The organism is Arenibacter sp. F26102 (assembly GCF_023015865.1).
Lineage (GTDB): Bacteria > Bacteroidota > Bacteroidia > Flavobacteriales > Flavobacteriaceae > Arenibacter.
On record NZ_JALKBC010000001.1, the window covers coordinates 163,929 to 185,460 of the forward strand.

Annotated in this window: 21 protein-coding genes; 14 read left to right on the top strand and 7 right to left on the bottom strand. The window is 38.9% G+C overall.

Going from position 1 to position 21,532, the window contains the following annotated elements; all coding sequences use genetic code 11:
- Nucleotides 1-176: 176 nt before the first annotated feature.
- The 4 genes from MWU78_RS00625 to MWU78_RS00640 are packed head-to-tail and all read left to right on the top strand — an operon-like array spanning nt 177 to nt 3,959.
- Nucleotides 177-1,076 (top strand): tetratricopeptide repeat protein, encoded by a 900-nt coding sequence (locus tag MWU78_RS00625; RefSeq protein ID WP_246994007.1) that lies wholly within the window; start codon nt 177-179, stop codon nt 1,074-1,076.
- A gap of 4 nt (nt 1,077-1,080) precedes the next feature.
- Nucleotides 1,081-1,866 carry a DUF4292 domain-containing protein gene (locus MWU78_RS00630; RefSeq protein ID WP_246994009.1) on the top strand — a complete coding sequence of 262 codons (786 nt, stop codon included), beginning with the start codon at nt 1,081-1,083 and terminating at the stop codon, nt 1,864-1,866.
- Nucleotide 1,867: 1 nt separating this feature from the next.
- Complete coding sequence (locus MWU78_RS00635; protein ID WP_246994010.1) at nt 1,868-3,112, top strand: peptidoglycan DD-metalloendopeptidase family protein; 1,245 nt, start codon at nt 1,868-1,870, stop codon at nt 3,110-3,112.
- Nucleotides 3,113-3,122: 10 nt separating this feature from the next.
- Entirely contained in the window at nt 3,123-3,959 is an 837-nt protein-coding gene (locus tag MWU78_RS00640) for an aldo/keto reductase (RefSeq protein ID WP_281503777.1), read from the top strand.
- On the opposite strand, the gene MWU78_RS00645 is transcribed toward MWU78_RS00640, so the two are convergent.
- On the bottom strand, nt 3,956-4,468 hold the full coding sequence (locus tag MWU78_RS00645) for an acyl-CoA thioesterase (RefSeq protein ID WP_246994012.1): 513 nt from the start codon (nt 4,466-4,468) through the stop codon (nt 3,956-3,958). The two genes, MWU78_RS00640 and MWU78_RS00645, sit on opposite strands and share 4 nt — an antisense overlap.
- A gap of 57 nt (nt 4,469-4,525) precedes the next feature.
- Nucleotides 4,526-5,473, bottom strand: coding sequence for an SPOR domain-containing protein (locus MWU78_RS00650; RefSeq protein WP_246994014.1), 948 nt, complete (start codon nt 5,471-5,473; stop codon nt 4,526-4,528).
- Nucleotides 5,474-5,577: 104 nt separating this feature from the next.
- Here MWU78_RS00650 and dprA point away from each other — a divergent pair, with 104 nt between their 5' ends.
- Nucleotides 5,578-6,681, top strand: a complete 1,104-nt coding sequence (dprA, locus tag MWU78_RS00655) for a DNA-processing protein DprA (RefSeq protein WP_246994016.1) — start codon at nt 5,578-5,580, stop codon at nt 6,679-6,681.
- 234 nt (nt 6,682-6,915) lie between these two features.
- On the opposite strand, the gene trpS is transcribed toward dprA, so the two are convergent.
- Complete coding sequence (gene trpS, locus MWU78_RS00660; RefSeq protein ID WP_246994018.1) at nt 6,916-7,884, bottom strand: tryptophan--tRNA ligase; 969 nt, start codon at nt 7,882-7,884, stop codon at nt 6,916-6,918.
- A 72-nt stretch (nt 7,885-7,956) separates the two neighbouring features.
- On the opposite strand from trpS, the gene MWU78_RS00665 reads away from it, so the two are divergent.
- Nucleotides 7,957-8,706, top strand: a complete 750-nt coding sequence (locus MWU78_RS00665) for a lysophospholipid acyltransferase family protein (RefSeq protein WP_246994020.1) — start codon at nt 7,957-7,959, stop codon at nt 8,704-8,706.
- Nucleotides 8,707-8,754: 48 nt separating this feature from the next.
- Here the strand turns inward: MWU78_RS00665 and MWU78_RS00670 are convergent, their stop codons facing one another.
- From MWU78_RS00670 to recA, 4 genes are all read right to left on the bottom strand, one after another.
- Nucleotides 8,755-10,254, bottom strand: a complete 1,500-nt coding sequence (locus tag MWU78_RS00670; RefSeq protein ID WP_246994022.1) for a hypothetical protein — start codon at nt 10,252-10,254, stop codon at nt 8,755-8,757.
- Between the two features lie 38 nt (nt 10,255-10,292).
- Nucleotides 10,293-10,835, bottom strand: coding sequence for an RNA polymerase sigma factor (locus MWU78_RS00675; RefSeq protein ID WP_246994024.1), 543 nt, complete (start codon nt 10,833-10,835; stop codon nt 10,293-10,295).
- Between the two features lie 20 nt (nt 10,836-10,855).
- Nucleotides 10,856-11,329, bottom strand: a complete 474-nt coding sequence (locus MWU78_RS00680; RefSeq protein ID WP_246994026.1) for a hypothetical protein — start codon at nt 11,327-11,329, stop codon at nt 10,856-10,858.
- Nucleotides 11,330-11,513: 184 nt separating this feature from the next.
- A complete protein-coding gene (gene recA, locus MWU78_RS00685; RefSeq protein ID WP_187581625.1) occupies nt 11,514-12,521 on the bottom strand; it encodes a recombinase RecA in 1,008 nt (335 codons plus the stop codon).
- Between the two features lie 567 nt (nt 12,522-13,088).
- Between recA and MWU78_RS00690 the strand changes: the two genes are divergently transcribed.
- The 8 genes from MWU78_RS00690 to MWU78_RS00725 all read left to right on the top strand — a co-directional run bounded on the left by MWU78_RS00690 (nt 13,089) and on the right by MWU78_RS00725 (nt 21,523).
- Nucleotides 13,089-14,120 carry a rhodanese-related sulfurtransferase gene (locus MWU78_RS00690; RefSeq protein ID WP_246994028.1) on the top strand — a complete coding sequence of 344 codons (1,032 nt, stop codon included), beginning with the start codon at nt 13,089-13,091 and terminating at the stop codon, nt 14,118-14,120.
- A gap of 308 nt (nt 14,121-14,428) precedes the next feature.
- Nucleotides 14,429-15,598 carry a regulatory iron-sulfur-containing complex subunit RicT gene (gene ricT, locus MWU78_RS00695; protein ID WP_246994030.1) on the top strand — a complete coding sequence of 390 codons (1,170 nt, stop codon included), beginning with the start codon at nt 14,429-14,431 and terminating at the stop codon, nt 15,596-15,598.
- A complete protein-coding gene (locus MWU78_RS00700) occupies nt 15,591-16,073 on the top strand; it encodes a gliding motility lipoprotein GldH (RefSeq protein ID WP_246994032.1) in 483 nt (160 codons plus the stop codon). Before ricT ends, MWU78_RS00700 begins: the two co-directional genes overlap by 8 nt.
- A gap of 7 nt (nt 16,074-16,080) precedes the next feature.
- Nucleotides 16,081-18,423 carry a transglycosylase domain-containing protein gene (locus tag MWU78_RS00705; RefSeq protein WP_246994034.1) on the top strand — a complete coding sequence of 781 codons (2,343 nt, stop codon included), beginning with the start codon at nt 16,081-16,083 and terminating at the stop codon, nt 18,421-18,423.
- Nucleotides 18,424-18,542: 119 nt separating this feature from the next.
- Complete coding sequence (locus tag MWU78_RS00710) at nt 18,543-19,244, top strand: CoA transferase subunit A (RefSeq protein WP_246994035.1); 702 nt, start codon at nt 18,543-18,545, stop codon at nt 19,242-19,244.
- Nucleotides 19,245-19,408: 164 nt separating this feature from the next.
- Entirely contained in the window at nt 19,409-19,765 is a 357-nt protein-coding gene (locus MWU78_RS00715; RefSeq protein WP_281503778.1) for a four helix bundle protein, read from the top strand.
- A gap of 101 nt (nt 19,766-19,866) precedes the next feature.
- Nucleotides 19,867-20,520: a CoA transferase subunit B gene (locus MWU78_RS00720; RefSeq protein ID WP_246994037.1), complete on the top strand. Its 654-nt coding sequence runs from the start codon at nt 19,867-19,869 to the stop codon at nt 20,518-20,520.
- A gap of 469 nt (nt 20,521-20,989) precedes the next feature.
- Complete coding sequence (locus tag MWU78_RS00725) at nt 20,990-21,523, top strand: GNAT family N-acetyltransferase (RefSeq protein WP_246994039.1); 534 nt, start codon at nt 20,990-20,992, stop codon at nt 21,521-21,523.
- Nucleotides 21,524-21,532: the final 9 nt, after the last annotated feature.

Sequence of the window (21,532 nt, forward strand, 5' to 3'; positions counted from 1 at the left end):
TTAATTTTAATGAACCTTTGCGTATCCTACATTTAAGGATTGTTCGCTGTTCGGGACAATCGAGGTGTTTGGGTAGTTGTGGCTGGAGGTTTGTTATTTGCATCGAAGCTTAAGTCTGTTTCCAATTAGAGGGATATTTCGATATGATTAAAAACTTTTGCATATTACTTTTTACCATGGGATTATTTTTAGTCCCAGAGCTTATGTGTGCCCAGGAAGATGAGCTGAAGGTGGAGGAAAGTTCAGAGGTTTTTTTGGAGGAATATACCGATGAGTTTCAAGAAAAATTCTTTGAAGCATTAAAGCAAAAGGGAATAGAGAACTACGATAGGGCAGCAAACCTTCTATTGGAATGTAAACGTTTGGATCCAAATAATTCAGTAATCGACCACGAACTGTCAAAGGCTTATTTGGCTTCGAAAAAGTATGTACTGGCGCAGCAATATGGTATTTCCGCCTTAGTTGCCCGGCCGGAAAATTATTGGGTGTTGAATACCTTGATGAACATAATGCAACCACAAGGGGCTACCATAGATATGGTGAAGGATAAAATTCCATATAATGATGCCAGGCTTAGGGAAAATCTAGCGCTGATCTATTATGGGCGGCAGAACTATGACGAGGCTTTAAAAATACTTAACGGTATGAAAATATCGCCATTTTCGAAGCAACTTACTTCAAAAATCAATGATTCCATTAAAGCCAGGGAAGTAATTGAAAATGAAGGAGATACCTTGGTGGTAAAAGTCGAACTGGAAAACCCTATTAACAATTATGAATCCATTATTGCCGATTTTTTAGCAAAGAGCGACTTTAAGAGTGCTGCATCCGTAAGTGAGGAAGCTATGGAAAGCTTTCCGACCCAACCCTACTTTTATTTCACCTATGGGCTTGCTCTAAACAAGACAGGGAAATTTAAGGAGGCCATTGCCATTTTGGAGTCGGGATTGGATTATTTATTGGACGACCCTGAGCTAGCGAATAAGATGTATAAAGAATTAGTGGATGCTAACAAGGCTTTGGGAAATTCTTCCAAGGCAAATATGTATCTTAGTAAAATTAAATCCGGGTCATAAAACTATGATAAACAGTATAAATAAGCTTCAAAAATGGGCCGTGCTTTGCATTCTTGTAGTCATTGTGTTTTCGTGTAAGTCCACCAGCGTAGTCAAAAGCGGTGCAGTGGATGAGAATTTGTCGGCAAAGGCCGTCATTAGGAACCATTATTACTCCCATTTGAGTTTTAAGACTTTAAGTGGTAGGATGAGAATAGACTATTCGGATGGCGAGACTACCCAAAGTGTTAGTGTAAATCTAAGAATGGAAAAGGATAAGGCGATATGGCTGAGTGCTCCATTGGGAATTGTAAAGGCATACATTACCCCTGAGCGAGTGTCGTTTTATAATAAGATGGACAACGAATATTTTGACGGAAATTTCTCTTATTTAAGTCAATTGTTGGGAACAGATCTCGATTTTCAAAAAGTACAAAATCTTCTTTTGGGGGAGGCTCTTTTCGATTTAAGGGAGGAAAAGTATACAATGGCTATCTCCAATGACAATTATCAATTAAAGCCAAAAAAGGCTGGTGAGTTATTTAAAACACTGTTTCAAATTGAACCAATGAATTATAAAATGGCCACCCAGCAGTTATCCCAACCTTGGGAAAAACGTATGCTGGAAATAAGCTATAAGAACTATCAAAAGGTTAATAAATGGATTTTGCCTGGGGAGATAGATATTATGGCGCTGGATGGGGACCATACCAACAATATAACTGTCGAATTTAGAAATATGGAGTTTAATAGAGCATTGAACTTTCCTTATAATATACCAAATGGTTTTAAAGAAATAGTATTAAATTAATATGGGAAGTAATAATTCTTATATAGTTTATTTTCTTTTAGTTATGTTCATTCTTTTGGGCAATGTTACCTTGGCCCAGACCAATGAACAGAAGGCATTGGAATCTAAACGGGAACAGCTTCAAAAGGAAATATCTGAAATTAACCGATTATTGTTTGCCGAGAAAAAGGAAAAGGGAAATGTCTTGGAACAAATGGAGGCTATGGACCAAAAAATCAACGTCCGCCAGCAATTGATCAGGGTTACTAATCAACAGTCCAACTTACTCAACAGACAAATAAATACCAATATCAGGAACATTGGGAAACTGCGTAATGACCTTGCCTTTCTTAAGGAGGAATACGGTAATATGATCCAAAAATCCTATCAGAATAAATCCGGACAAAGTCGTTTAATGTTCCTTTTGTCCTCGGAGAATTTCCTTCAGGCGTTCAAGCGTTTTCAGTATATGAAGCAATACACCCAGTATAGAAAGGAGCAGGGAGAACAAATTGTGGCCAAAACGGACGAGTTAACCCAGTTAAATAAGGATCTTTCGGAGCAGCGGAAGGAGAAGGATAAATTGGTGACTGAAAATACACAGATCAAGAATCAATTGTACAAGGAGATTCAGTCCCAAAAGGAATTACTTAAAAGTATACGGCAGAACGAAAGTAAATATGCAGCGGCTATCGATAAGAAGAAGAAGGAGGCCAAGAGGATCGATGAACAAATTGAAAGCTTGATTAGAAGTGCTATTGCGGCATCCAATAAGGCTGCCGGAAAATCTACCAGTAGCATCTCGGCAAGCAGTAGTAAGTTTGTTTTGACTCCTGAGGCTACCATTGTGGCCAATAATTTTTCGGCCAACAAGGGAAAACTCATTTGGCCCGTAGAAAAGGGAATTAAAAGACAGGGTTTTGGTGTTTATAACGATGCCGTATATCCAGGGATAAAGCACGAAAGCAACGGAGTTATTATTGCCACTGATGAGGGTTCAAAGGCGAGGTCTATTTTTGAAGGTGAAGTTATTGCCATACTTTCTGTTCCCGGCGGCAATAAGGGGGTGCAAATAAAACATGGAAATTATATAAGTACTTATTACAACCTCTCCAGAGTTTATGTAAAGAAGGGTGATAAAGTGAATATAAAGTCGGATTTGGGAGATATATACACTAGCAAATCCAGTGGCACTACCCAATTAAAGTTCTATCTCTATAAGGATACTACCCGACTTAATCCAGAGGAGTGGATCTATCAATTATAAAATAAAGAAATTGAAAAATTTAACCGATTTAAAAGGAACATTTACTTTAAACAATGGTGTTAAAATGCCATATTTTGGTTTAGGCGTATATTTGAGCGAGGATGGCAAAGAAGTTGTCAATGCCGTAAAATGGGCTTTGGAAGCAGGGTATCGGCACATAGATACTGCTTCCATTTATGAAAATGAAGAAGGGGTTGGAAAAGGGATAAAGGAAAGTGGTGTTGATCGCAAGGATATATTTGTGGTGAGCAAGGTTTGGAATAGCGATCAGGGTTATGAGAGTACCATAAATGCCTTCGAGGCCAGTTTAAAACGGTTAAATGTGGATTATCTGGATCTTTACCTGGTGCATTGGCCGGTAAAGGGGAAATATAAGGATACATGGCGCGCTATGGAATATTTATATGAGCAGAAGCGGGTGAGGGCCATTGGAGTAAGTAATTTTATGCAACATCATCTAGAGGATTTACTTTCTTCTGCCAAATATGTTCCTATGGTTAACCAAATGGAATTTCATCCGTATTTGGTACAACAGGAGTTACTTGACTTTTGCAATAAAAATACCATTCAGTATGAGGCCTGGTCCCCTTTAATGCAAGGGCATATTTTTGAATTGGATATAATGAAAAGTCTAGCCGCAAAATACAATAGGACCATTGCCCAGGTCGTGTTACGCTGGAATTTGCAAAAAGGAGTTGTCACCATTCCAAAATCTTCAAAAAAGGAACGCATAAAGGGGAATGCCGATATTTTTAATTTTGAACTCACCCAAGAGGATGTCAAACAATTGGATCAATTGGATTGCGGAAAACGATTTGGTCCCGACCCCAATAATTTCGACTTTTAGTCCATAAAAAGGGCCTTGAGTTCAGTGGCATCTTTGGGCTTCATCTTACCAGCAAGTACTAAACTAAGCTGTTTTCTGCGTAAGGCGGCTTCAAATCGCTGTATTTCCAATTCAGACTCAGGTTTTAATTCAGGAACAGCAGTTGGCTTCCCACTGTCATCCACAGCAACAAAGGTATAGATAGCCTCGTTTACCTTGGATTTCTCGCCATTAAATCGGTCTTCCATCCAAACGTCTATAAATACTTCCATAGAGGTCCTGAATGCTCTGGAAACGGCCGCTTCTACCGTTACGACACTTCCTACGGGTACGGCTTGATTAAAGGCTACATGATTAACGGAAGCGGTGACCGTAATTCGTCTGCTGTGTCGCCTGGCAGCAATACTGGCGGCACGATCCATTCTGGCCAATAATTCCCCTCCAAACAGGTTGTTCAAAGGATTTGTTTCACTTGGTAGGACCATATCGGTCATTAAGGTACGCGATTCACTGGGCGTCTTGGGCTCCATAAATTTATTTTGGGCAAAGATACATTGGTATTGTTAAGCTAGAAAGTAGGGAAGGAATTATTTTACGGAGCGCAACCAAGCTTCGGGTGCTTCGGAGATTTTAATTTCCCGCAAATATTTTAGGGCTTCGTTGGCGTCATCAAAACTGCCATAGGAAACCATATGCAAACCATATTGGTTGACCCCTAAATAAGAGGCATCGTATCCTTTTTCTTTTAATTGAAGCACCTTTTTTTCAGCATTTTCCTGTACTCTAAATGCACCGGCAATTACTTGGTGAACACCAGTTTTTTTGACTGAAATGACATTTAATGAAACCGCGGGCAATTCTAAGGGAGCTGTATTGAAAAAAGTAGCTTCCTGAATGTTTTTTGAAACTTGTTGGTGTGCCTCTTGTCTTACCAATTCTTGGTTGGACTCGTTTTCATTATATAGGCGATATCCCGTAAATCCGGTGGCAATGGCCAGCAATACTACCGCTGCGTACTTTAAATAAGGTCTAATGGAGGATTCCCTACGAGTTTCAGGAGTAATCATAAATGGAATTTTTTCTTCCAATTCAATTACTTCCTCCTTTAAAACTTCCCTAGAAATTGGGGTAGATACAAAGGTTGATAGACCAAAGGACGATGTTAGGTAATTTACTTGATAGGAGGGTTGAAACTGGGTTTTTCCTTCCTTGTTCAACCAAAGTTCACCAATGTTGGGTAGACTCAAACGATTTCCTTCCTTTAAAAGTTTTTTCCATTTCAAGGATACTGCGGCTACTTGCTTTTGCATGTCTTCAAAAGACATCTTTTCGGCATCGGCCATATAAGAAACCAACAATCCGTCATTGGAAGTAAGTTGTTCATTGAAGGATAGTACTTTTGAAGGGGGGTAAAATGAATTCGTACCATCATTGATAACGGCAGATTTCATCTGCGTTAAAAAAGCGCCAAATTCTGGCACCATTACACAATTGTATCTATAAAGCAGCTCCGCTATGTAATGTTCGGTTCCCATAGGAACAAAGATTGGAAAAATAACACAAGTTCAAAACTCTTGGCATAACTTTTTATTAACATTATAATTTATGTATTTTGTGAACAACTAAGCTCTTTCCATAAATGTCTAGAGATGAAATAATTGCTATTCTGCGCTTACAGAACGTACCAAATATTGGTGATATAACCGCAAAAAAATTAATTTCAAACTGCGGTAATCCATCGGCAATCTTTGAGGATAAAATGCGTCATTTATTAAAAATTGATAGAATTGGCTCTGGTACCCTAAGGGGATTAATGGACTTGGAACATTTGGAAGCTGCAGAAGAGGAGTACGAATTTCTAAGGAAGCAGGAAATAAATCTCCATTATTTTATGGATGATAGTTACCCGTCCTATTTAAAACACTGTATAGATAGTCCTATTTTACTATTTAGCCAAGGGAACATAAATCTTGACCGCCAAAAAATAATAAGCGTTGTAGGTACCAGGAATATTACCAGTTATGGTACTGCACTTTGTGAGCAGCTAATTGAGGAATTGGCACCTTTGAATCCCATTATTGTTAGTGGATTCGCCTACGGAGTGGATATTTGCGTACAAAAGGCTGCTGTAAAATATGGCTTGCAAACCATTGGATGTTTGGCACATGGTTTAAATCAGATTTATCCAAAAATGCACGAAAAATATGTTCCAGAGGTCAATAAAAATGGCGGGTTTTTTACTGAATTTTGGAGTACCAGTCAGCCCGATAGGGAAAATTTCCTAAAACGAAATAGGATTATAGCCGGAATGAGCGAAGCTACCATTGTAGTGGAATCTGCTGAAAAAGGTGGCAGTTTGGTAACGGCCGATATTGCCAACAGTTATAATCGCGATGTTTTTGCCGTTCCCGGGCGAACCCAGGATAAATACAGCAGTGGTTGTAACAACCTAATTAAACAACAGAAGGCTCATATGTTGACTTCTGTAGCGGATCTAATATATATGTTGGGGTGGCAATTGGAGGAAAAAGAGCCTACTAGCATTCAAAAACAATTATTTGTGGATCTGGACGATATTGAGAAGGAAATATATGATTATTTACAGCAGGGAGGTAAACAATTGCTGGACAGTATTGCATTGGACTGTAAGCTTCCTATTTTTAAGGTGTCTTCCACACTATTGAATATGGAAATGAAGGGAGTAGTGAGGCCGCTTCCAGGTAAATTGTTCGAGGCCATTTGAAACGGTTATTGAACAAGATTGAATGGACTTAATTCATAGAATACTATCCAATTACAACTTCAATAGGGGTATATCGCATACGAAGTTTACCGACCAATAGGTTTGTACGTGGACATTTGCAATAGTAAAATTGACACTTTTAGACCCTAGGGCGCAAATAAATTACCATTAGACGAAATTGTTTTAATAAGTAGGTAATTATGAGCGTGGCAAACAGACCAAAGGGTATAAATATCAATACCCCACCTTGGTCCTTACTCTTTCCAAAACCCCATCGGCAACTTTTTTGGCTTTTTCCGCTCCAACAGCCAAGGCCTCATCCAATTCATTTAAGTTGTTCATATAATAATCGAACTTTTCCCTTGCCTCGCCAAATCGCTCCAGTACTACTTCATATAGCGCTTGCTTGGCGTGTCCGTAGCCATAGTTGCCATTGGTATAATTGGCTCTCATTTCCGCAACCTGATTTTCCGAAGCCAGAATTTTATAGAGCGCAAATACGTTATCGGTATCAGGGTCTTTAGGGTCTTCCATGGGAGTGCTGTCCGTTTGTATACCCATGATTTGTTTACGCAATTGTTTATCAGTTTGAAAAAGACTTATTAAGTTCCCTTTACTTTTGCTCATTTTTGAGCCATCTGTACCAGGAATATACATGGTCTCTTCCTGTACCTTTCCATCTGGCATTACAAAGGTTTCCCCCAATTGTGCGTGAAACCTAGAGGCAACATCACGGGTCATTTCCAAATGCTGCATTTGGTCCTTGCCAACCGGAACTATCTGGGCGTCGTATAAAAGTATGTCCGCAGCCATAAGCATGGGATAGAAAAACAAGCCCGCATTCACATCATCCAGTCGATCCGCCTTATCTTTAAAAGAGTGGGCAAGGGTTAATCTTTGGTATGGAAAAAAACAGCTGAGGTACCAAGCAAGTTCTGCTGTCTGTGGAATATCACTTTGTCTATAAAAGGCGGTTTTATTTATGTCCAGACCAAATGCAAGCCAGGTAGCGGCCACTGCGTAAGTGTTGTTCCGAAGTTCCTTCCCATTCTTGATCTGGGTTAAGGAGTGCATATCAGCAATAAAGAGAAAGGATTCGTTTTCTGGATTGTTTGCCATTTCAATCGCCGGGATAATTGCTCCTAATATATTCCCAAGATGAGGGGTCCCTGTACTTTGTATACCTGTTAAGATTCTTGCCATTATTTTATTTATAAGGAAGGACAAAGGTAAAAGAAATCCTAAAAAAGGACTAAAATTATTACTTTTGATCTCATGCTATCGATCTCAAAGAAAATAGGCCATACATTATACAGAATTTGGTTCTATATTTTGGCGGTTTTCCCGATCCTGCTAATGTTTCCCTTTCTATTGCTTTTTACCATTTCCGAAAAAACATATCCGCAGTTTTTTTGGATGGCTCGTAATATATGGGCCAATTTTATTCTTTACGGAATGGGCTGTTTCCCGGTAATAAGGCGGGAAGAAAGACTCAAAAAAGGAGAGAGTTATATGTTGATAGCCAACCATACCAGTATGCTGGATATTATGTTGATGCTTAGGGTAAGTAAAAATCCATTCGTTTTTATCGGCAAGAAGGAATTGGTGAATATTCCGCTTTTTGGGTTTTTCTATAAACGGGTGTGCATAATGGTGGATAGGGACAGCTCCAAAAGTAGGACGGCTGTTTATAGACGGGCACAGAAAAGGTTGCATCAAGGACTTAGTATTTGCATTTTCCCCGAAGGTGGGGTGCCTGATGAACATGTACTTTTGGATGAGTTTAAAGACGGGGCTTTTAAAATGGCTATAGCTCATAGTATCCCCGTGGTGCCAATGACCTTCTATGATAATAAAAAACGGTTTTCCTTTACATTTTATAGTGGAGGTCCAGGAAGGTTACGGGTTAAGGTGCATAAATTTTTTGCTACCGATCACTTAAACGAGCCCGATAAAGGAATGCTTCGGGAAAAGGTTAGGAACGTAATTCTGAAGGAGCTCATAGATTCAGGCACCGGACAGTAATTACCTATTAAGACTAGACAATGTTCGGATACTAAAGCAACCCCGGCATTAAAACTTAAAACTAAACCCACTGTAAACTCCCAAGGAATAAGGGTTAAAATTTCCTGAAGTGTTCGAAAAGGTATTCAATTGATATTTAAAAACTGGCTCCACATTAAATTTAAGCTTCGGGGTAAATCTATAATGAAGCCCAAGGCCAAAGTTGGTGCTAAAATTGACGGAATTGATGTTGTTGGCCTCCCCAACATCGGTTGTTTGTCCATTGGATTCCAATACTACAGAATTATCCGTTAGGAAAAGGGAACTAACCCCTCCTATTATATTAACCCCAAATTTACGGTCAAGTAAAGCGTAATTTAATTCCAACGGTACTTCCAAATAACCAAATTGTTGCCCCATGGTTCCTAAGCGGGTAGGATTTTTACCGGTGACATCCAAAGCGAATACGGATCCTGGTTTGGGAATTACATTTTCGCTGTTTGGACTATTCAAAATTATGGATTGGGAGTCATTGGAATAATTAATATTACTTAGTTGGTTCCCTGAAGAAGCGTTGAATGACGATGTAAAGGAAACATCATTGGTATTATAGCCATAATCTACCTTATGGACACCGGAACGGACACTTAATTTTTTAGAAATTTCATAGGCTACAGTAATGCCATAGCTTAACGTTACATTTCCCGTCTTGGTATTGGAGGCCAAGATAGAGTTGATTGGGGATCCCTCACCCATACCATTAAAGTAAACAGGAGCTACACTGGGCCCAGCGGACCATTTTCCATTACGGTTATCGTCAACATCAACAACTTCATTTTCTTCAATAGCCTCCAAAATGGATTTTTTATTTGATGGTACAGTCTCAGGGGTGATTTCTGGGTTATTCCCTTCTTTTTTGTTTGTGTTATTAACTTCTTGATTCGCCAATTGGTCCTCAACAATATTCGGAAGCTTCTTTTGGCCCAAGGCATCAACCAATGGCTCTTTTTCAATGGCATTGGGAATGTCGCTTTCTGCCTTTTTATCAAAACCAACATTGTCCTTATTGTTTTTGGCTGTGTTATTGGCTACAGCGTCGGTTGTAGATACGGCCCTTTGGCTTTTTGCTGGGTTGCTGGTTTTTGTTTTGCCTGTAGCTGCAATACTTTCCTGACTCCCTAATGGTTTGGTGATTTTTTCTTGTTCCGTTTGTTTGGTCGATTTAATTCGATTTTCCTCAGTAGATTCCTCTTCAAAAACCGTGATGCTGGATGCTTCTGGCGTTGATTCTTTTAGTGTTTTGCTATCCTTTGTATTAGGGGAGTTGTTTTCTACATCCGTTATGATTGGTTCTGCCAATTTGGAAGTAGAAAAAGGATTGATTGCAAAAAATAGGATGGCCAGTATAGCTGCCATACCTCCAACTTTCCACCATAGGGGGATAAGCTTTTGTGATCGTTTCTTTTTATCCAAGGAAGCGGCTATGGAATTCCAGACTCTTTCGTCCGGAATTTCTTGGAAGTTGGCCAAGTTCTCTTGAAATAATTTGTCTAAATTATTTTCACTCATGTTTTCAATTGTTCAGCAGAAATCATAATAGGGAAAGTTTACCCTTCCATAATGATCTTTGCCTTATTTGCCTCAATTTTTTCTTTTAAAATCATTCTTGCCCTCGCAAGATTTGATTTGGAAGTCCCCAAGGACGTTCCTAATAATTCACTTATCTCTTTATGGCTATAACCATCCATTACATATAGATTGAAGGTTAGGCGGTATTTGTTTGGTAGCTCTTGTATATAACTTAACAAGGTGGCCAGATCTAGATTTATATACCCGGAATCCTCTGGCGCTTCCTCTTCTATATTATCGGAAACCACTGTTAAGTTCTCCTCTTTTCTATATTTTTGAAGTACTGTATTTACAGTGATGCGCTTTATCCAGCCTTCAAAAGAGCCTTGATGTTTAAACTGTTCAATTTTACTATAGATAGTCATAAAACTATCATGTAGGTTATCTTCCGCCTCCGTTTTATTGCGTGAGTATTTGAGACAAATACCGAACAGTATCCGGGAATAGTCACGGTATAACTGTTCTTGTGCTTGTCTGTCCCCCTTTTTGCAATTATTAATGAGCTCTACCGGATTACTCAAAATATGGATTGGGTTAATAACTAATTCTTTATTATGGCCGAACCGTTTTCATTGGCCGGCAAAACTATGGCCGAACTGTCTTCATTGACGGGCACAGTGATTTCTAGATAAGTTGGCTCTCCGTTTGCATCTTCTCCCGTCCAATATCTAAATAAATAAGGTTGATCGTACAAAACCTCAAAGTTAAATGTGGCAACTAAGTCCTCACCAGCCCCGGTACATTCGTCCTCATCTTCGATCACAGTACCAATAGTAACTACTTTTCTGGTAGTTACATCCTCCTTTACTACATCAAAACCTTCGAAAAAGGTACAATTATTCGGTCTAAAGTAAGTAACTTTTATTCTATAGATCTGACCGTAATCAAATGCTTCCGGCATTTCTACTGATTTCACCTGTAAGGCTTCAAAATGATAGTTGACATCATCATCTATGTCACAAGATGTTATTAGTGCAAAAGAGGCAACAAGCAGCAAAAAGAATACTCGTTTCATGTTCTTAATATTTAGTTTTTCTTAAACGTTTTTGAAAACCCCTGACCTAATAAAATTCGAGAAATTCAAGAATTTTTAAAGGCATGTCGATTTCATAGCAATTAGTTTTTGCTATAAGATGTAAACAGGAATTAAAGGTTGCGTGTAGAATGAAAAAATCCCGATCGAATCGGGATTTTTAAGTTTATGCTTTTACTGTTTTGATGGCTTCTTTAATTTTGCCTTCCAGTTCTTCGAGTAATTCTGGATTGTCCAGTAGTAAACTTTTTACAGCATCCCTACCTTGTCCAAGCTTGGTGTCGCCGTAGCTGAACCATGATCCACTTTTCTTGATAATTTCAAATTCAACTCCCAAATCAATTATCTCCCCCACTTTGGAAATCCCTTCACCGTACATAATATCGAATTCAGCGGTCCTGAATGGCGGGGCAACCTTGTTCTTTACTACCTTAACACGTGTTTTATTACCTTGCACGCCACCATCGGTATCCTTAATTTGGGTAGATCTTCTTATATCCAAGCGAACCGAAGCGTAAAATTTTAGGGCGTTACCACCTGTAGTTGTTTCCGGATTACCGAACATTACTCCAATTTTCTCCCTTAATTGGTTAATGAAGATTACGGTACAATTTGTTTTGCTTATAGAACCGGTAAGCTTTCTAAGTGCTTGTGACATTAATCGGGCATGAAGTCCCATTTTAGAGTCGCCCATTTCACCTTCAATTTCACTTTTCGGAGTCAATGCGGCAACGGAGTCGATAACAACGATATCAATAGCACCAGAACGTATAAGGTTATCTGCTATCTCCAAAGCTTGTTCACCATTATCGGGTTGGGAAATGATCAGGTTATCTATATCTACCCCAAGTTTTTGGGCATAAAATCGGTCAAACGCATGTTCCGCATCAATAAAAGCTGCAATACCCCCATTTTTTTGCGCTTCTGCCATGGCGTGTAGCGTAAGTGTAGTTTTACCTGAGGATTCAGGTCCGTAAATCTCGATTACCCTTCCACGTGGATAGCCTCCTACACCAAGTGCTACATCCAATCCTAAAGAACCGGAGGAGATCACCTCTACGTCCTGTACTATGCTGTCGCCCATCTTCATTACGGCACCCTTGCCATAAGTTTTATCCAATTTATCTAGGGTAAGTTTAAGTGCTTTTAATTTTGCTTCTTTTTCGGAACTCATTTTCATATCATATTAGGGACGCTAAAATACCAATTCTTTTTGCATAATACCACCAATGGTACGGATATTATAAGAAGAAATTGGGGAAATATAAAGTTTGAAATAATATTTTTGAATAGTAGTGAATTCTTCTCCATAGCCTTATTTAAAGGTATTTGCGGAATATTTTTCGACCGTTTTCGTTGCTTTTTTCCAATAGGGGCGAATTATTAATTGCTTTGCACGCAACCTTTTTTTAATTAGCGCATCTAAAAAATAACTAACTCAAATTAGGTTGCTTATTGTTCTGGTAAAACAATAAGGGTTGTGGGTCAATATTTTATTGTAATTCTATGAAAAAGAAAAAACAATATTGACCTAAAAAGGGTCTTGATAACTTCAAGATCCTTTTTTGCTTTTTATCTGGCTGTAAATAAACTTCACCAACATAATATATTCCTTTAGGTTGTTTTAAAGAACGTGCATCCCCAGAAATCAAAAAACAGATGCGAATCCTTTTAATCCCGACCTATAAATCCTATTTTTGCAGTTGAAAATTATTTCTTTAACTTAAAATATTAGTATAGCATGCAACTGTACAATACCTTAAGTGCAAAGGAAAGAGAAGCCCTAATAGAGGAGGCGGGATTGGAACGCCTAACCATTTCTTTCTATCAATATGCACGTATTGGCAATCCGTCAATTTTTCGAAATCATTTATTTATTCATTGGAACGAACTGGATGTTCTAGGCCGTATTTATGTGGCCCATGAAGGTATTAATGCCCAATTGTCCGTTCCTGCCGAAAATTTCAAGTCGTTTAAAGCCCATTTGGATAGCATCACCTTTTTGGAAAATGTTAGATTGAATATCGCCATAGAACAGGATAACAAATCATTTTTAAAACTAAAGGTGAAGGTTCGTGAAAAAATCGTGGCGGACGGGTTAAATGACGACTCCTTTGATGTTACCAATAAGGGAATACATGTAGATGCCGTAAAGTTTAACGAACTTATTGATGATTCCGACACCATTTTGGTGGATATGAGGAATCATTACGAAAGTGAAATAGGCCATTTTAAAAATGCCATTACCCCTGATGTGGATACGTTTAGGGATTCATTGGATATTATAGAAAAAGATCTTGCAGACCATAAAGAGGATAAAAAATTGGTCATGTACTGTACCGGCGGCATTAGGTGCGAAAAGGCCAGTGCCTATTATAAACACAAGGGCTTTAAAAATGTATATCAGCTGGAAGGCGGTATTATAGAATACACCCGTCAGGTAAATAACCTTAATCTGGAAAATAAGTTTCTAGGGAAGAATTTTGTTTTTGATCACCGCAGGGGAGAACGGATTACGGATGATGTCATTGCCCATTGCCATCAATGTGGAAACCCATGTGACAATCACGTAAATTGTGCCAATGAGGCCTGTCATCTACTTTTTATTCAGTGCGATGCTTGTGCCGAAACCATGAACCAATGCTGTTCCATTGAATGTAAGGAAATTCATGAATTGCCTTATGAGGAACAAAAACGGCTCAGAAAGGGGAAAGTGGTGAGCAATAAGATTTTTAAAAAGGGCAGATCGGAAGTTTTAAAGTACAAGAAGTAGGGCTTTTGTTGAGGTTCTAAGTCTTAAAGGTTTTGTTTTAACAATAAAAGGGAGGCTACTTTTTTTTGTCTGAATTACTTTATCTGAATTTAAGCCAATAGAAAGTGGTTTATTTAGTGCAATTTGGACAAGGATCAAGAATTATATCCACCCCTATGGATTATTTTTTGCGGTTTAGGTTAATCTTAACGTCGACAACGGAACTCTTTCTTTTCATCGCATTAAAAAAACACTATCTTTACGTTTAATAATTTTATGAACCTTTTTTAGTAAAAGTGTTACATTTTTACTAAACCAAGATACGAAATATGGGTTGTAGCAGTTGTTCAACCGGTAAGGACGGACAGCCAAAAGGATGCAAGAACAACGGTACTTGTGGCACTGATGGCTGTAATAAATTGACGGTATTTGATTGGCTTTCCAATATGTCACTACCAAATGGGGAAAAACCATTTGATTGTGTGGAAGTCCGTTTTAAAAATAGCAGAAAAGAATTCTTCAGAAATTCCGAAAATCTTTCACTTTCCATTGGTGACATAGTGGCTACACAGGCTACTTCCGGTCATGATGTGGGTATGGTTACACTTACCGGCGAATTGGTAAGGGTGCAAATGAAAAAGAAAAAGGAGGATTACAATAATCCGGAATTGCCCAAACTTTACCGAAAGGCCTCCCAAAAGGACATCGATATTTGGCAGAAATGTAGGGATAGGGAAGAGGAAATTAAAAAAAGGGCCAGGGAAATAGCCATTGTTCTCAAATTGCAGATGAAAATCTCCGATGTGGAATTTCAAGGTGATGGTTCCAAGGCTACTTTTTATTACACCGCAGAAGAACGTGTAGATTTCCGTCAGTTGATCAAGGACATGGCCAAGGCTTTCGGAATTCGAATAGAAATGAGACAGATTGGCTACCGGCAAGAAGCCCAACGTTTGGGAGGAATTGGTTCTTGCGGCAGGGAGTTGTGCTGCTCTACTTGGTTAACAGATTTTAGGTCTGTAAGTACTTCAGCGGCCCGTTATCAGCAACTTTCCCTTAATCCACAAAAACTTGCGGGGCAATGTGGAAAACTAAAGTGTTGTCTCAATTACGAATTGGATGTTTATTTGGATGCCTTAAAGGATTTTCCTGGTCAGGACACCAAACTTTTCACCGAAAAAGGAATGGCCTTCTGTCAGAAAGTGGATATTTTTAAAGCTACTCTTTGGTTTTCGTATAAGGACGAACCTGCTAATTGGCATATCTTATCAAAAGACCAGGTAATTGAGGTCTTGGAAAAGAACAAGAAGAGGGAGAAGGTTGCCAGTTTAGAGGAATATGCCGTGGAAAACGTGCAAGAGGTTGAAAAGGTTTTTGAGAATGTGGTGGGACAGGATAGTTTAACCCGTTTTGATACACCCAAGAAGAGAAGGTCCAATAGGAACAACAAGAAAAAAAAGAGAACAAATTTTAAAAAAAAACCTGCCAATAATGCTTAAGAGTTTAGGTGCATTCTTGTTAGTGGTTTTTATGGTTTCTTGCGATCGGCAAATCGTAAAATCGGAATACAGTCCAACACAGAACGGAATCTGGAACAAGGATAGTGTGGTAGCATTTTCATTTAAGGAATTGGATACCCTTCAAGAGTACAATTTGTTCATCAACGTCAGGAATGATGGAACATACCCATATAGCAACCTCTTTTTAATTGCGGAATTACAGTTTCCAAACGGGGATATGCTGCGCGATACTCTGGAATATGAAATGGCCAAACCGGACGGAGAATGGTTGGGAACGGGTTATGGTAGTTTAAAGGAAAATAAATTATGGTATAAGGAAAACGTCGTTTTCCCGACTTTAGGCGTATATAAATTAGAAATTTCCCATGCCATGCGTAAAAATGGCCAAGTAGATGGAATTGTCGAATTGGAAGGTATCACCGATGTGGGATATCTAATCGAAAAAAGTAATTAGTAGGCTTATGGCAACAGCTACCAAGAAGAAGAAAAAAAGCAACAACAATTTTTTTAAATTCATAAAGTGGTTTTGGCTACTCTTTTTTATAGGTGCCCTATCCGTAGTTTTGATTTTCCTTTTGGCTTCTTGGGGAGCCTTCGGAGCCATGCCGGAATATGAGCGTTTAGAAAATCCACAGACCAATTTGGCCAGTGAAATTATTTCTTCAGACGGTGAGACCCTTGGTAAGTTTTATCTCGACGATAATAGAACTGATGTAGCTTATGAAGAATTGCCCAAAACTTTGGTGCAGGCTTTGGTAGCTACTGAAGATGCACGGTATTATGAGCATTCTGGAATAGACGCCCGAGGCACTTTAAGGGCTTTTGTCTATTTGGGCAAAAAAGGAGGGGCCAGTACCATATCCCAACAATTGGCAAGGCAATTGTTTGTTGGGGTGCGTTCCAAAAACATTTTTGAAACTATAACCCAAAAAATAAAAGAGTGGGTGCTTGCCATAAGGTTGGAACGTAGCTATACTAAGGAAGAAATCGTTAAAATGTATCTTAATATTTACGATTTTAACTACAATGCCGATGGAATAAGATCGGCCTCCCGTATTTATTTTGGCAAAGAGCCCAAAAATCTAAAAATAGAGGAATCAGCTGTTTTGGTGGGCATGTTAAAAAATTCCTCCTACTATAATCCCATGCGAAGGGAAAAATTAGTATTGGACCGCAGAAATACAGTTTTGTCCCAGATGGAGAAGTACCATTTTATAACTGAAAAACAAAAGGATTCGCTTCAGGCCCTAAAAATGGATATTAATTTTAGTCCTGAATCGCACAGAGAAGGCTTGGCTACCTATTTTAGGATGTACCTTCAAGGGTTTATGAACAGATGGATTAAGGATAATCCCAAGCCGGCCTTGAAAGGGGAAAGTGATAAATGGAATATTTATTTGGACGGCTTGCGTATTTACACCACCATAGATTCGCGAATGCAAAAAAATGCGGAGGATGCCGTAGCCGAACATATGAAAAGATTGCAAGCCGAGTTTTTTCATCAAAACACCCCTGACCGGAATAAAACGGCTCCCTTTATTGAGCAGGTTCCCGGAGAGATAGATGGGATTATGGAGAGGGCCATAAAATCCTCACATAGATGGCACAACCTTAAGGATCAAGGAAAAAATGAAAAGGAAATTAGGGCTTCCTTTAACGAGCCGGTGGAGATGACAGTTTTTGATTGGAACAGCGAGACCAAGGAAAAGGATACGGTATTGACGCCGATGGATTCCATTAAATATTATAAATCTTTTCTTAAGACCGCTATGATGTCTATGGAACCACAATCAGGTCACGTTAAGGCCTGGGTTGGAGGTATAGACTATAAGCATTTTCAGTATGATAATGTTATTCAAGGCGCAAGGCAGGTTGGGTCTACTTTTAAGCCATTTGTGTATGCTGCAGCCATAGATCAATTGCGTTTATCGCCCTGTGATATGCTTCCGGACAATCAATATTGTATCGAGGCCAATAAACACGGAAATCCAGATCCATGGTGCCCAAAGAATTCCGATGGGAAATATTCGGGTGAAATGCTTACACTTAAGAATGCCTTGGCAAATTCTGTTAATACCGTTACCGCCCAATTAATAGATCGGGTAGGTCCCAAAGCGGTAGTTTCCATTGCCAAAAATTTAGGAATTACAGGAGAAATTCCGGAGGTGCCTTCCATAGCCTTGGGGACAGCAGACCTTAATGTTTATGAGATGGTGGGAGCCTATGGTACCTTTGCCAACCAAGGGGTTTATGTTAAGCCGGTTATGGTCACCAGGATCGAGGACAAAAATGGCACGGTACTCTATGAGTATGTACCGGAGACAAAAGATGTTCTTAGTAAGGATGTGTCCTATGCTATGGTCAATCTTATGTCTGGGGTAACCCAAGGAGGATCTGGGACAAGATTAAGAACCACCGGAGCAGAGAAATATAGACCGGAGTATAAGGAGATCATAACAGGTTATCCTTATGAATTTAAAAATCAGATTGCTGGGAAAACAGGGACTACACAGAACCAAAGTGATGGTTGGTTTATGGGGATGGTTCCTAATTTGGTAACCGGAGTGTGGGTAGGAGGAGATGACAAAGCAGTTCATTTTAAGACTATAACTTATGGACAAGGTGCTTCCATGGCCCTTCCAATTTGGGGATTGTATATGAAAAAGAACTATGCTAACAAGGAATTGGGAGTTTCGGATGGAGAATTTGAAAAGCCTGAGAATTTGTCCATAAACGTGGATTGTTCCAAGGAATCCATGGAGGAGGATAATAAAATAGATATAGAAGACGATTTGGATTTTTAGTACACCAAAAATCATACCCATAAATGCCCTTGCTTTTAATCAAAAGTTAAGGGCATTTTTCGTTAAAAACCCGTATTTTAGAGAGACCAAGGAAATAAGTTAAATTAAGTCGGTTTTATATGATACGAAAAACAGTTGCCAACGTGGAGGAGGCCTTACAGGGCGTAAAGGACGGTATGACTTTTATGCTTGGAGGATTTGGATTATGTGGTATCCCGGAAAATGCAATTACGCACTTGGTGAAGATGGGAGTCAAGGATTTGACCTGCATTTCCAATAACGCCGGTGTGGACGATTTTGGTCTTGGCTTATTGTTGCATAAAAGACAAATCAATAAAATGATTTCTTCTTATGTGGGGGAAAATGATGAGTTTGAGAGACAAATGTTAAGTGGGGAATTGGAGGTTGAACTTACCCCTCAAGGAACTTTAGCGGAGAAATGTAGGGCGGCACAGGCCGGTTTCCCCGCCTTTTACACTCCTGCCGGTTATGGAACCGAAGTTGCGGAAGGAAAAGAGACAAGGGAGTTTAATGGAAAAATGTATGTACTGGAAGAAGCTTTTAAGGCCGATTTTTCCTTTGTCAAGGCTTGGAAGGGCGATGAGGCAGGGAATTTAATATTTAAGGGAACCGCCCGAAACTTTAATCCGGCCATGTGTGGTGCTGCCATGATTACGGTTGCTGAGGTAGAGGAACTGGTACCTGCAGGACAGTTAGATCCCAACCAGATCCATGTCCCGGGAATTTTTGTGCAGCGTATCTTCCAAGGTAAAAATTACGAGAAAAGAATTGAGCAGTTGACGGTACGTAAAGGCAATTAGTCAATCGGTTAATTTGAAAATGTAACAATTGGGGTTTATTTTTAATGGGCGCTGACTGATAAATCATGGGAAACGAAGTTTTAATGAATTGCCCTTTTCTGTTTTTATTATTTAAGTGCGATGTTGTTTACTAGCAAATGGGCCACTTTAACTTCTAGAACGATATGATTAATAAGGAAAATGCTGTTGTTCAAAAATCAGTCGAATTTGCCATTAGAATTGTTGAGTATTGTGAAGTTTTGGAAGAGAAAATAAAGTATGTCATTGCTACACAGTTGTTAAAAGCGGGAACGAGTATTGGTGCTAATATTCATGAAGCTCAAAACGCAGAAAGTAGGGCCGACTTCATTCACAAAATGAAAATTGCTGTCAAGGAACTTGAGGAAACCAAATATTGGCTGGTTTTATGCGAAAGGGCAGAATCCTATCCTTTCGACATGCTTTTGAAAGAAAACATTGAGGAATTGGGGTTGATAATGTATAAAATTATTAGTACGAGTAAGAAGAATGCAAAGTTATAATCTCTGATTCTTAAATTGAATCTTTGGTTTATTGACCAATTATTTAATTAACACATAGGTAAATTATTACATTGATACATTGGTAAATTATAACGTTAATTATGTTGGATAAAAACGGAATAGCAAAGCGCATTGCAAAGGAAGTCAAAGACGGATATTACGTTAACCTTGGAATTGGAATACCAACCTTGGTGGCCAATTTTGTAAGGGACGATATAAGCGTGGAATTTCAGAGTGAAAATGGGGTGTTGGGAATGGGACCTTTTCCTTTTGAGGGGGAAGAGGATGCCGATATCATCAATGCGGGTAAGCAAACCATTACCACACTGCCGGGAGCCTCGTTTTTCGACTCTGTAACGAGCTTTGGGATGATTCGGGGTCAACATGTAGACCTGACCATTTTGGGTGCAATGGAGGTTTCGGAAAATGGGGATATTGCAAATTGGAAAATCCCGGGTAAAATGGTCAAGGGAATGGGGGGGGCCATGGATCTGGTGGCTTCTGCTGAGAATATCATTGTTGCCATGATGCATACCAATAGGCAGGGGGAGTCCAAGTTGTTAAAGAAATGCTCCTTGCCATTGACGGGAGTAGGATGTGTAAAAAAAATTGTGACCAATTTGGCAGTACTGGATGTAACTCCCGAAGGATTTAAATTGTTAGAAAAGGCTCCTGGTGTTAGCGTTGATGAGATAGTGAAGGCTACTGAAGGGAATTTAATTGTAGAAGGGGATATCCCAGAGATGGATGTTTAGCTGGAATATTCAATAATTTATGTCCGAATTTATTGAATTTTTATATTATCACACATTTAAATAAACAGTCTCTATTTAACATTTTGGAAAACGTATATATCGATTGAAATAACTATTTTTATGCGCAGACAACAATTACAGTATGTTTCACAACAATTTTTTAAATGTTGTGTTAATCTGAATTATATTGCAATTAATAACAGAAGTTAAACCCCAAATTTAACAACTACTAAACCCTTAAACCTCTTTTACTATGGAAGCCCAAATGAGCCATGCCCCCGCGCAGGAAGAAATTCAAGTTTATCGCAATGACTTTTTAAGAGGCATTGTACGGTTGACAAAAAAATTATTTATGCTGTAAGCATAAATCAAAATTTTTAAAGGGAGCAATACAACCAAGTATTGCTCCCTTTTTTTTTGGTGTTTAACCGAGTTGAAAATTGTATTTTTAGGTAACAAAAACTTAGAAATGAAACTACATTTGGAGCCTTGCTCCATTACCGATTTGCAGGTTTTGGCTAATCTAAGCAAGAGGACTTTTATAGAAGCTTTTGAAAAGGATAATAATCCCGAAGATTTTAAGGTATATCTTAATTCGGCATTTGGGGAGAAAGCGCTTATCAAGGAACTTCATGATAACAATTCAACTTTTTATTTTGTCTACAACAATACCATTTTAGTGGGGTATATTAAAATGAATGAAAATGAATCTCAATCGGATATTAAGGATAATAATTCCATGGAGTTGGAGCGTATTTATGTATTGCGCGAATTCCAAGGTCAGGGAATTGGAGCCTGGTTATTAACACAGGTAATTTCAATGGCAAGGGCCAAAAACAAATATTATGTGTGGCTTGGGGTTTGGGAATTTAACACTAAAGCTATAAAGTTTTATGAAAGATTGGGCTTCCAAAAGTTTGGAAGCCATCCGTATTACATCGGCAATGACAAGCAGACGGATTGGTTAATGAGATTGGATCTACAAGAGGGAGTGTCCATATAAGCCTTATAT

Coding starts and splice junctions, on each gene's coding strand:
- MWU78_RS00670 (WP_246994022.1), bottom strand. CDS start 10,254: ATGAGTGAAAATAATTTAGACAAATTATTTCAAGAGAACTTGGCCAAC.
- MWU78_RS00645 (WP_246994012.1), bottom strand. CDS start 4,468: ATGGAGCCCAAGACGCCCAGTGAATCGCGTACCTTAATGACCGATATG.
- MWU78_RS00635 (WP_246994010.1), top strand. CDS start 1,868: ATGGGAAGTAATAATTCTTATATAGTTTATTTTCTTTTAGTTATGTTC.
- MWU78_RS00700 (WP_246994032.1), top strand. CDS start 15,591: ATGCTTAAGAGTTTAGGTGCATTCTTGTTAGTGGTTTTTATGGTTTCT.
- MWU78_RS00665 (WP_246994020.1), top strand. CDS start 7,957: ATGCTATCGATCTCAAAGAAAATAGGCCATACATTATACAGAATTTGG.
- recA (WP_187581625.1), bottom strand. CDS start 12,521: ATGAGTTCCGAAAAAGAAGCAAAATTAAAAGCACTTAAACTTACCCTA.
- trpS (WP_246994018.1), bottom strand. CDS start 7,884: ATGGCAAGAATCTTAACAGGTATACAAAGTACAGGGACCCCTCATCTT.
- MWU78_RS00720 (WP_246994037.1), top strand. CDS start 19,867: ATGTTGGATAAAAACGGAATAGCAAAGCGCATTGCAAAGGAAGTCAAA.
- dprA (WP_246994016.1), top strand. CDS start 5,578: ATGTCTAGAGATGAAATAATTGCTATTCTGCGCTTACAGAACGTACCA.
- MWU78_RS00680 (WP_246994026.1), bottom strand. CDS start 11,329: ATGAAACGAGTATTCTTTTTGCTGCTTGTTGCCTCTTTTGCACTAATA.
- MWU78_RS00690 (WP_246994028.1), top strand. CDS start 13,089: ATGCAACTGTACAATACCTTAAGTGCAAAGGAAAGAGAAGCCCTAATA.
- MWU78_RS00725 (WP_246994039.1), top strand. CDS start 20,990: ATGAAACTACATTTGGAGCCTTGCTCCATTACCGATTTGCAGGTTTTG.
- MWU78_RS00705 (WP_246994034.1), top strand. CDS start 16,081: ATGGCAACAGCTACCAAGAAGAAGAAAAAAAGCAACAACAATTTTTTT.
- MWU78_RS00715 (WP_281503778.1), top strand. CDS start 19,409: ATGATTAATAAGGAAAATGCTGTTGTTCAAAAATCAGTCGAATTTGCC.
- MWU78_RS00630 (WP_246994009.1), top strand. CDS start 1,081: ATGATAAACAGTATAAATAAGCTTCAAAAATGGGCCGTGCTTTGCATT.
- ricT (WP_246994030.1), top strand. CDS start 14,429: ATGGGTTGTAGCAGTTGTTCAACCGGTAAGGACGGACAGCCAAAAGGA.
- MWU78_RS00710 (WP_246994035.1), top strand. CDS start 18,543: ATGATACGAAAAACAGTTGCCAACGTGGAGGAGGCCTTACAGGGCGTA.
- MWU78_RS00650 (WP_246994014.1), bottom strand. CDS start 5,473: ATGGGAACCGAACATTACATAGCGGAGCTGCTTTATAGATACAATTGT.
- MWU78_RS00625 (WP_246994007.1), top strand. CDS start 177: ATGGGATTATTTTTAGTCCCAGAGCTTATGTGTGCCCAGGAAGATGAG.